The sequence below is a fragment of the Streptomyces sp. HSW2009 genome (assembly GCF_040240285.1).
In the GTDB taxonomy this organism is placed as follows: domain Bacteria; phylum Actinomycetota; class Actinomycetes; order Streptomycetales; family Streptomycetaceae; genus Streptomyces.
This window is the reverse complement of the sequence record NZ_JBEHZD010000315.1, coordinates 1-9,247: the sequence shown is the minus strand read 5'-3', so window position 1 is coordinate 9,247 and position 9,247 is coordinate 1. Positions and strand designations below refer to the sequence as shown.

General features: G+C 65.6%; 9 protein-coding genes and 1 tRNA gene. 7 read left to right on the top strand and 3 right to left on the bottom strand.

What is annotated here, in order from left to right:
* Window positions 1-335: 335 nt before the first annotated feature.
* On the bottom strand, window positions 336-1,472 hold the full coding sequence (locus tag AAHZ94_RS21685; RefSeq protein ID WP_349994643.1) for an ABC transporter ATP-binding protein: 1,137 nt from the start codon (window positions 1,470-1,472) through the stop codon (window positions 336-338).
* Between the two features lie 655 nt (window positions 1,473-2,127).
* Between AAHZ94_RS21685 and AAHZ94_RS21680 the strand changes: the two genes are divergently transcribed.
* Window positions 2,128-2,200 (top strand) — tRNA-Thr (locus AAHZ94_RS21680).
* Window positions 2,201-2,555: 355 nt separating this feature from the next.
* On the opposite strand, the gene AAHZ94_RS21675 is transcribed toward AAHZ94_RS21680, so the two are convergent.
* Both AAHZ94_RS21675 and AAHZ94_RS21670 read right to left on the bottom strand, forming a co-directional pair.
* The gene (locus AAHZ94_RS21675; protein ID WP_349994642.1) at window positions 2,556-2,846 is read right to left on the bottom strand and encodes a hypothetical protein; all 291 of its coding nucleotides are present in this window, start codon (window positions 2,844-2,846) and stop codon (window positions 2,556-2,558) included.
* Between the two features lie 321 nt (window positions 2,847-3,167).
* Window positions 3,168-3,956, bottom strand: a complete 789-nt coding sequence (locus AAHZ94_RS21670) for a GntR family transcriptional regulator (protein ID WP_349994641.1) — start codon at window positions 3,954-3,956, stop codon at window positions 3,168-3,170.
* 138 nt (window positions 3,957-4,094) lie between these two features.
* Here AAHZ94_RS21670 and AAHZ94_RS21665 point away from each other — a divergent pair, with 138 nt between their 5' ends.
* The 6 genes from AAHZ94_RS21665 to AAHZ94_RS21640 all read left to right on the top strand — a co-directional run.
* Entirely contained in the window at window positions 4,095-4,502 is a 408-nt protein-coding gene (locus AAHZ94_RS21665; protein WP_349994644.1) for an NUDIX hydrolase, read from the top strand.
* Window positions 4,503-4,560: 58 nt separating this feature from the next.
* Window positions 4,561-5,004, top strand: coding sequence for an ATP-binding protein (locus AAHZ94_RS21660; RefSeq protein WP_349994640.1), 444 nt, complete (start codon window positions 4,561-4,563; stop codon window positions 5,002-5,004).
* Window positions 5,001-5,306, top strand: a complete 306-nt coding sequence (locus AAHZ94_RS21655) for a hypothetical protein (RefSeq protein ID WP_349994639.1) — start codon at window positions 5,001-5,003, stop codon at window positions 5,304-5,306. The genes AAHZ94_RS21660 and AAHZ94_RS21655 overlap by 4 nt, the downstream gene beginning before the upstream one ends.
* 416 nt (window positions 5,307-5,722) lie before the next feature.
* A complete protein-coding gene (locus AAHZ94_RS21650) occupies window positions 5,723-7,567 on the top strand; it encodes an ATP-dependent nuclease (protein WP_349994638.1) in 1,845 nt (614 codons plus the stop codon).
* Window positions 7,568-8,469: 902 nt separating this feature from the next.
* Window positions 8,470-8,883 carry a hypothetical protein gene (locus AAHZ94_RS21645; RefSeq protein ID WP_349994637.1) on the top strand — a complete coding sequence of 138 codons (414 nt, stop codon included), beginning with the start codon at window positions 8,470-8,472 and terminating at the stop codon, window positions 8,881-8,883.
* 75 nt (window positions 8,884-8,958) lie between these two features.
* Window positions 8,959-9,247 (top strand): hypothetical protein (locus tag AAHZ94_RS21640; RefSeq protein WP_349994636.1); only part of this gene is annotated, 289 nt, incomplete at its 3' end.

Below are 9,247 nucleotides of genomic sequence, written 5' to 3'. Positions count from 1 at the left end.
CCCCCGGGGCGGGCCTACCCCTCCCCCCCCCCCCCCCCCCCCCCCCCCCGCCCCCCCGGGGGGGCGGGGGGGCGGTCGTCGATCGTCCCTGCTCGTGCCCGACTGCCCCGGTATGTCCTGCGGTGTGGCTTTCCTGTGGCAGTCGCCGCGGAATCCGCCCGTACGAGGGGTGTTACGGGTTGCTTGGTACGGGTACGGGGCGGGGGCTGCGCGTACGGGTACGCGTGCGGGTACGAGGCCGCGGTGGGCCGGTGCCCGGCGGGCCGGTCGGTGTCGGGCCGCCGGGGCCGTGTGCCACCGAGCTACCCCGGGCTACCGGAGCGGTGTGCCCGGGGTCAGTCGCTGAGGCGCTCGCCGCTGGAGGTGGCGAACACGTGGGTCTCGCCCGCCCGCGGCACGACGTGCAGGACGGCGCCCTTCTGCGGCACGTGGCGCCCGCCCACGCGGACGACGAGGTCCTTGAGTGAGCCGCCCACCTCGGCGGTGCCGTAGACGTAGCCGTCGGCGCCGAGTTCCTCCACCACGTTGACGGTGACGGCGAGGCCGGCCGGGGCGCTGCTGGACTCCTTGCTGAGCGACTTGGCGGCTTCGCCGTTCTGCTCGACGATGTCGAAGTGCTCCGGGCGGACGCCGACGGTGACCGTCTTGTCGCCCTTGTCGGCCGCGGCGGACAGCGCCTCGCGGTTGACCTGGACGACGCTGTTGCCGAACTTGACGCCGCCGTCGGTGATCGGCACCTCGACCAGGTTCATGGCGGGGGAGCCGATGAAGCCGGCGACGAAGAGGTTGGCCGGGCGGTCGTACATGTTGCGCGGCGAGTCCACCTGCTGGAGCAGCCCGTCCTTGAGCACCGCGACGCGGTCGCCCATGGTCATGGCCTCGACCTGGTCGTGGGTGACGTACACGGTGGTGATGCCGAGGCGCCGCTGGAGGCTGGCGATCTGGGTACGGGTCTGGACGCGGAGCTTGGCGTCGAGGTTGGACAGCGGCTCGTCCATGAGGAAGACCTGCGGCTCCCGGACGATGGCCCGGCCCATCGCGACACGCTGCCGCTGACCACCGGAGAGCGCCTTGGGCTTGCGGCCCAGGTACTCGGTGAGGTCCAGGATCTTCGCCGCGTCCTCGACCTTCTGCCGGATCTCGCTCTTGCTGACGCCGGCGATCTTCAGGGCGAAGCCCATGTTGTCGGCGACGGTCATGTGCGGGTAGAGCGCGTAGTTCTGGAACACCATGGCGATGTCCCGGTCCTTCGGCGGCAGGTGGGTGACGTCGCGGTCGCCGATGCGGATGGCGCCGCCGTTGACGTCCTCAAGCCCTGCGAGCATGCGGAGCGAGGTGGACTTGCCACAGCCGGAGGGCCCGACGAGGACGAGGAACTCGCCGTCCTCGATCGCGATGTCCAACTGGTCGACGGCGGGCTTCTCGGAGCCCGGGTAGATCCGGGTCGCCTTGTCGTACGTGACGGTAGCCATGGTGCATTCCCTTCACCGGCAGGAACGTGCCGGACGATCCGAGTAAAGGTCGAGCGGAACCTCCCCCACACCCACGACGGCGGAGGAAGGGGTCTAGTCCACTGACCAGACTTGCCGTGACCGTACCTGGCCAGCGCCTTCCTGTCAGTAGCAGACGCCCCGAAAATTCCCGGGGGTGGGGAGATGGCGGGGCGGGGTGGTTTGTTGGGCTTGCTGGGTTCGTGGGTTGGTGTTGGGTGTGCCGGGTGTGTTGGTTGTGCCGGGTGCGCTGGCTGCCGGGGAGCTGGCTCGGGGTGTGGGGGGGTGTGAGGGGCGGGTTACGGAGGGTGCGGGTTGGCTGGGGGTGGGCTGCGGGTGGGCCGAGGGTTGCTCGGGGTGGCGGGACTGGTGGGGCTTGGTGGGGTGTGGGTTGGGGCGGCTGTGGTGGTGGGTTTTGGGGTGGCGAGTGGTGGGTTGCGCGGAAGGTGTGGGGTGGTGGGGTGTGGGTGGGCTGTTGGTGGGTGGGGTGGGGCTGTTGGAGGGGCGGCCGAGTGGGTGGCGAGGGGCTCGTACGAGCGGTTCGCGCCGTTGCCAGCGCGGGAAGCGGCCGGATCGTCGGATCGACGAAATATTCGACCGGGGCACTCCGCGGGCGTGGGTACACTGCTGGGGACACGCCGACTTAGCTCAGCTGGTAGAGCACCGCTCTTGTAAAGCGAAGGTCGTCGGTTCGAACCCGACAGTCGGCTCTGTGTGTGGCCATGTCGATGAGCTGCACGAACGCCCCGGGGCCTTGGGTGGGTCCGGGGCGTTTGGTGTTTGGTGAGGGTTAGTTCGTGGCGTTTGGCGTCACGCTCAGCTCAGGTCTTGCCGGACGCGAACTTCCGGGCGCGTGTGCCGTCCGGTTGGGGGCGTACGCGGCGACCTGGTGGCGGCCCTCCTCGCGCTTGGCGATGGTGCCCGCTCCATTTGGATGCCGGGTGGTGTGGGCGTCGATGGCGGCCCCTCCTGTCTTGCGGCTTTGCTCGTCAGGGCGTTGGCCGCCGGGGCGCCGGATGCTTGGCGGTATCGAGGCGACCTCGGCAGACGTGGAGGGTGGAGAGTTCAGCGGCGGCAGTGGTGTTGGCCGGTGAGTAGGGTGCGGATGACGACGGTGGCCAAGGTCACGGACACGGCCGCGACGGCGACGGCGGCCAGTAGTGCGGTAAGCACGATCCCGATGGTCACTACGGCGGCCACTGCTCCGGCGCCGGCTCCGAGCGAGGGTGCGATACGGCGCGCGAGCAGCGGTGCGGCGGGGTGCTGGCAGTGGCAGTCAGCCGGGGTGTCGCTGGAGTTGGTGAGGTGGCTGGGTATCTGCGCGGTGGGGAGGGGCGGGTACTTCGGACGGAACACGGAGATCACCTCTCGACTACTCGTCTAGTTGTGTCGGTCGTTGATGGCGCCCATGTCGGGTTGTGCGCCCCTCCTTGGCGGCGAGTTCGGAGTGAGAGCTTGGAACGGGAGTGAGCGGGGCAGTCGTTTCGACTCGTATGGAACGCAACCGTTCTCTCCTCACGTACACACGGGCATCTAGTTGTCTAGATGAGTGACGGGACTCGAACCCGCGATAGCGGGCCCAGCCATCACTGTGCCACACGACTTACCCACTCGTCTATACGAGTATGCGTGATTGCGTGTACGAGTCGGGAAGGGACGGTAGGGGTCCAGCGCGCGTCAGGTGGCCGGGAGTTGATAGGCCAACACGTACGCGTCGGCGGCCATCACGGTGTCGCACACCTCCACCGCGCGCCCGTCAGCGTCGTACGCGGTCCGCACCAGGTGAATGACCGGCACGCCGGAGGCCAGTCGGAGGGTGCGCACCTCGGTCGGGGTGGGCATGCGGGCGCGGATCTCCTCGTCAAAGTGGTCGAGGCGGTGGCCCATCTCCTCCAGGCGGGCGTAGATGCCGCCGGGGCCAGGATTGGGCTGGGCGATGGGGGTGTTGCGGGCCAGGTCCAGCGGCAGGTAGGAGGTGGCGAACTCCACCGGTCGGCCGTCGAGCAGGTAGCGACGGCGGCGGGCCAGGACCTTGCGGGGCGAGCCGAGCCGCGCGGAGATGTCGGGGGAGGGCCGTTCCTCCTTCACCTCCAGGCCGTCCACCTCCGGACGGCTGCCCGCGGCTTCCGCCTCCACCGTGAACGCCGACTTGCCCTGCTCGCGGTGACGTCGGGCGAACCGGTCGGAAGCCAGCCGCCGCACCGGAGGCCGGGGCCGCACGAAGACGCCCTTGCCGTGCTCGGACACGGCCAGCCCCTCCTGCTGCAACAGCGACAGCGCGTTGCGGACGGTCATCCGCGAGACCCCGAAGTGGTCCACCAGCTCCGTCTCCGACGGCAGCTTGTCGCCCTCCCGGAAGCGGCCCTTGTCGATCGCTTCGCGGAGCTGGTCGGCGATCTGGCGGAAGACCGCGCGGTCGCTGGTCGGGTCCAGCGCGCCCAGGAGGCCCGAGGCGAGAGGAGGCATGGTGCGTACTCCTTTAGGTATCTAGACGAGCGGCTGACCCGTGTTGCTACGGTGGAGGCGCCCTGTTGAGTTAGCTAGCTTAGTTAGCTCAGTAAATGGAGAGAGCAGAGCGAAGTGAGCACTGACCGCCCGCACTCCGTGAGCGTCGCCGGCGTCATCGTGAACGACGCGGGACGAGCCCTGCTGATCAAGCGGCGGGACAACGGTAAGTGGGAACCGCCCGGCGGCGTGCTCGAACGCGAAGAAACGATCTCCGACGCACTGCAACGCGAAGTCCTCGAAGAAACCGGCATCAAGATCGCGCTCCCGGCGACCCTGACCGGCGTCTACAAGAACATGACCGGGCTGATCGTTTCGCTGGTCTTCCGGTGCGAGGTGATCGAGGGCACCCCGACCACCGGGGCGGAGACCCGGGCACTGCGCTGGGCCACCCGCGAAGAGGTCTCCGAACTGGCTGACGAGGCGTACGCGATTCGTGTCCTCGACGCACTCGACAACGCTTCCCCGCCAGCCATCCGCGCCCACGACGGCGTACGACTCGTCTAGCACGAACCCACCGCACATGGCCGCCTACCAGCATGAAGGAACTTGTATGGACGAGTATATGAGTGAACTGCGAGTGTGGGGCCGCATCTGCGGGGGTTCCGTGGAGGAGATCCCCCGAGCCCGCCGCTGGACCCGCGAGATCCTGCGCGACCACCCCTGCCTCGCCGACGCCGAACTGATCGTCAGCGAACTGACCACCAACGCCCTCACCCACACCGACAGCGGCTCCCACCTCGGCGTCTTCCACATCACGCTCACGCTCTCGCGCGCGGGGATCAGCATCTCGGTCACCGACGCCGGCAGCATCACGGCACTGCACCGCGCGGGGGCGACAGCAGGCGCCACCCGCGGCCGTGGCCTGGAGATCGTCACGATCCTGGCCTACCGCCTCCACGTCACCGGCAACGCGTACGGCCGCACCGTCACCGCCGAACTGGCCACACCGAGGTTGGGCGGGCACGAGGACGACCGCGCACCCATGACGCGCGAGGCGACCCGGTGACGACGCAGCCCACCCCGAACGACGACGGCGACCAGGACCAGCGCCACCGCTACGAACTCACCACCACGATGAACTGGGTCATCCGCACCTGCCAGGACATCGTCCGCAACCACAGCCACAAGACGTTCTGGACCCCGGCCGGGAGCGTCGAAGAGCAGGCATCCACCGACCACCTGATCCGCTCCGCTCGCGAGGACGTGCTGAACCGGCTCCAGGCCCAACTGCGCGGAACGCAGAGCATCCTGGCTGCCATCAAACACGAACGCGCCGCGCGCCAGCAGGAGCCGGGGGAAGATGAGTAACAACCTTCTCTACAGGTTCAAGGCGGCTCGCAAGCTCGCCGCGCGCGGCCCGGCCCCCGGCCGGGCCTGCGCTCCTGTCTCCGCCCCGCTCCGGGCCGGCCGGTGTCCGTGCCGCGCGGCAGCATCTTTGGGCTGAGAAGGCGAGGTCCGTTGTGGCTGGGGGTCGGCTCCACGGCTTTACCCACCTCCCCGGTTCGGGTCCCGCGTCGGGCAAGGCCAGGGGGCCACTCGTTCAAATTCCGGGCAGGCCCACAGCCTGCCCGAGTTGCCGGCCAGCGTACGGCCCCCTGACCGACCCCGAACAGGGCAGGACACCGGCCAAAGCCGTTTCTCTGACCTTGTGTAAGCGCTGGCGCCGTGATCAGGAACGGATTTACGATCGACAGAGGGTTCCACGTCATGCTTCAGGGAGAAAGATGAAAATCGATTCGTTGCTAGTGCGCAATCTAAAAGGAATCCGCGAATTTAGCATCGGCGATCTAAGTAGCACGCCATTGGTCGTCTTGGTAGGCAAGAACGGATCGGGAAAAAGCACGTTGCTCCTCGCCATCGCTCTGGCATGGAAAATTCCCGACAGTGACACAGACTACTCAAACCTCGTAGGCCCATGGGGTGACTCTGCAGAAATTAAAACCACTTTCGTTCTTACGGAGACCGAGCGTGAAATGGTCTCTGCTTTCCGGAACGAAGGCTCGCAAGAAGAATACGCATGCCCCGAGTTGGTTACATTGCACCTCGTTTTCAATAGAAGGAACGTAATCCGGTGGCCCGACGAAGATTACTGGCCAGATATCCTTCGGGATGCGATTTTCCAAAGAGACAACTCTTTCTGCAGTCTAGATATCATTCCTGCCGAAAGGTCCGTTGCCAGGGATGCCAGTGTGCGAGTGGACCCAAGTCTGCTTGAGCACGAAGCGATCACCCGGCTCCGAACGGAAGCGGTATCGGCCCTTACCACGGAATGGTCGCAATTTACTCTTAGTGAAGTTCCGCAGTACCTTACTTCACTGGACTACGTCGATCTAGTGTCGCGGAGGAGCGGCGACAGTGGTAGAGGGAATAGGTCTTCGGATTTTGAGTTCATAACAGAAAACTTCTATAAAGCAACTGGAAAGATAATCCATCGGCCTGCTTTGCGAGAAGATGGAAGCGTGTCCTTGTCCATTGAGACTGCGTCCGGCGAGCAACACGATCTGGGAAAGCTGTCAAGTGGTGAGCTCGAATGCCTAGGTCTCATGTATATGGCGCGTAGGCTTGCCGCTAAAGGCGGGGTCCTCCTTTTGGATGAGCCTGAGCTGCATCTTCACCCAGCATTGCAGACGACCATTACCAGCACCATTCAGGAAGGTATGCAAAATGCGCAGATGTGGCTGTGCACTCACTCTCCTAGTCTAATTAATTCGGCTCCACTTGACGCGCTGATCAATGTTAAACCTGCAACTAAGGATGGAGTCAACCAGGCGGAGAGGGTTTCCGAGCAAGCGCTACGACTGGATGTTATGGCCGAGCTTGGGATGCATCCTAGTTCGGTCCTGCAGTACGACCGCATGGTTGTGGTTGAGGGGGAAACTGATCGCAAATATCTGCAAACGCTGTTCCCGCTAGAAACTGCGCGCTCTTTGGTGTACGTGGCGGGCAATAAAGCAGCCGTGCTATCTATGGCCAAGACTCTTGAGAAGAACGAGCAGCTTTTCCCGTGGATAGCGGTCTGTGACAGAGACCTGGTAGACGCTTCCGATGGTCGAGGTCGACTGTGGGTGTGGCGCAGGAGAATGATTGAGAACTGTTTCCTGGAGGGTGATGTTCTCAGTGCGGCTATGGGTCTCGTCGGGCCGTCGATAACTTCTGTGGAGGTCGAAGAAAAGCTAGCCGAAATTGCTGATTCCGAAAGGGAAGACGTTGAGAGATTGCTTGTCGAGGAGACCGTGAAGGCGAGGACGAGGGCTGCGGTTAGCCTCAAGGTCGACAAGAATGACCTTGCCGCCTACTTTCAACTGGAAAAGCGTAGAGCTGAAAAAAGTGCAGCGATTCTCTCTGCCGTCGCGGCTGAAATCAGGGAGAGGCTGGATGCTGAATGGGATGGCTCATGGAAGAGACTGGTCAACGGGAAACGGGTTTTGGCTGATTTCTTGAGGTTTACGCCGTTCAGGCGCCCTCAGCACCTGATGGATGCCATATGCACTGTGATCGCCCTGCGTCCCGAAGTTGAGCCCGAGGACATCAGTAAGTTCAGGGGGAGTCTCGTTTCGGCTGGCTTCTGAGAGGGACGCCCTTTCGCCGGTGATCAGTCGATTGGGGCAGGAGTGACTGGTTTGGTTGGGCCGTGGGTGCGCGTCCGCATGTCATGAGCCGAGGCAAGCTGACATCCGTATCTGACATCAATAGAGACGGACGGTGGCAGCTGTGGAAAGCCTTGTATGGCGCTGACCTCCTGCTGCAGGCTGGGGCGGTTGAGGCTGCTGATCGAACTTGTAAAGCGAAGGTCGTCGGTTCGAACCCGACAGTCGGCTCTGTGTGTGGCCATGTCGATGAGCTGCGCGAAACGCCCCGGGGCCTTGGGTGGGTCCGGGGCGTTTTGGTGTTTGGTGGCGGTCCCTGGGTGCGGCGGTGTGGATGTGTCCCGTCGGCCACGGCCTGTCGGCCGGCGCCGGTGTTTCGGGCGCTGTCGTGGATGCTCGCTCGCCCGGGTCGGATGTGTGGCGGGCAATGGCGCAGCAGCCGACGTCATCGTGCGGCGGGTCGGGGTGAGGTCGCGAGGTGGGTCGGTCCGGCCCGTGTGAGGCCCGCTTTCGCATCGCCGTTGTCGTGGGGCCCGGTGATTCCGCATGAGTTCCGCAGGTATACGCGAGCTCTGCGGTGTTCGTCCGGAAGGTGTGGGTGGGGCGGCTGGGTGGGAGATGGGTGGGATGTTCTGTTGTGGTGATGTGGGTTGCGAGGGGCGGGAGTTGGGTGGGGTGGGGGCGTGGGTGGGGTTGGAGATGAAGGCAACTGGCTCTGGAGTGGCTGGGATTGGGGTGGGTCGGGGTGGTGGTGTGAGGGGCTTGGGGGTGGGTGGGAGGGGAAAGCTGCACGTCAGGCGTGTTTACAAGGTGGAAATCTTTTTTGGATGTGGGTAGCCTCTCGGCGTTGATCTTGGCCGATATTGATCTGGGGGAACGACCTCATGCGTCGTCGTATCACGCTGTCCATTGCTGCTTGTCTCGCTGCCGGCGGTTCGCTGCTCGCCGGGCCGGCCATCGCGGCCGACAAGGGTGGGTCGGTGGAGTCCGCGCCGTCCGTGGCTTCCGGTAGTGACCGGGTGAAGTGCACCAGCATGAGCAACGGGCAGCTCTGCATCTCGCTGAACACCAGCCCGCAGCGGATCGAGGTGTTCTACACCAAGAAGGGTGGCTCCACGATCAAGGCGAAGCTCGGGTTCCGGTCGAGCAGCACCTCGTACGGGCCCACGAAGACCATCAGCAAGGGCGAGCGGGCCAACAGCACCTGGAACATGAGCTACCCGTGCGGTCGTAAGTACGTCGGTCTGATCAAGGTCGAGGGGCAGCAGACGTTCGAGACGCCGGCCGCCACCTGCTGAAGTTGAAGGATTCCTCGCGTTTCTTGCGGTGTTGGCCGTGCCGGGTGGGTGCGGTTGGTCGGGTGCCGTGAAGGGGTGGGGGAGTGTGCGAGTGCGAGGGGGGGGGGGGGGGGGGGGGGGGGGGGGGGGCGCCGCCCCGGGGGGGGGGGGGGTGGTGGGGGTGGGGGGGGGGGGGGGGGGGGGGGGGGGGGGGGGGGGGGGGGGGGGGGGGGGGGGGGGGGGGGGGGGGGGGGGGGGGTGGGGGGTGGTGGTTTGTGGGGGGGGGGGGGGGGGGGGGGGGGGGGGGGGGGGGGGGGGGGGGGGGGGGGGGGGGGGGTTGGAGATGAAGGCAACTGGCTCTGGAGTGGCTGGGATTGGGGTGGGT

What these genes read in the sequence shown, in the direction of transcription:
- AAHZ94_RS21670 (WP_349994641.1), bottom strand. Translation starts at nt 3,956, where the DNA reads ATGCCTCCTCTCGCCTCGGGCCTCCTGGGCGCGCTGGACCCGACCAGC.
- AAHZ94_RS21650 (WP_349994638.1), top strand. Translation starts at nt 5,723, where the DNA reads ATGAAAATCGATTCGTTGCTAGTGCGCAATCTAAAAGGAATCCGCGAA.
- AAHZ94_RS21645 (WP_349994637.1), top strand. Translation starts at nt 8,470, where the DNA reads ATGCGTCGTCGTATCACGCTGTCCATTGCTGCTTGTCTCGCTGCCGGC.
- AAHZ94_RS21685 (WP_349994643.1), bottom strand. Translation starts at nt 1,472, where the DNA reads ATGGCTACCGTCACGTACGACAAGGCGACCCGGATCTACCCGGGCTCC.
- AAHZ94_RS21660 (WP_349994640.1), top strand. Translation starts at nt 4,561, where the DNA reads ATGAGTGAACTGCGAGTGTGGGGCCGCATCTGCGGGGGTTCCGTGGAG.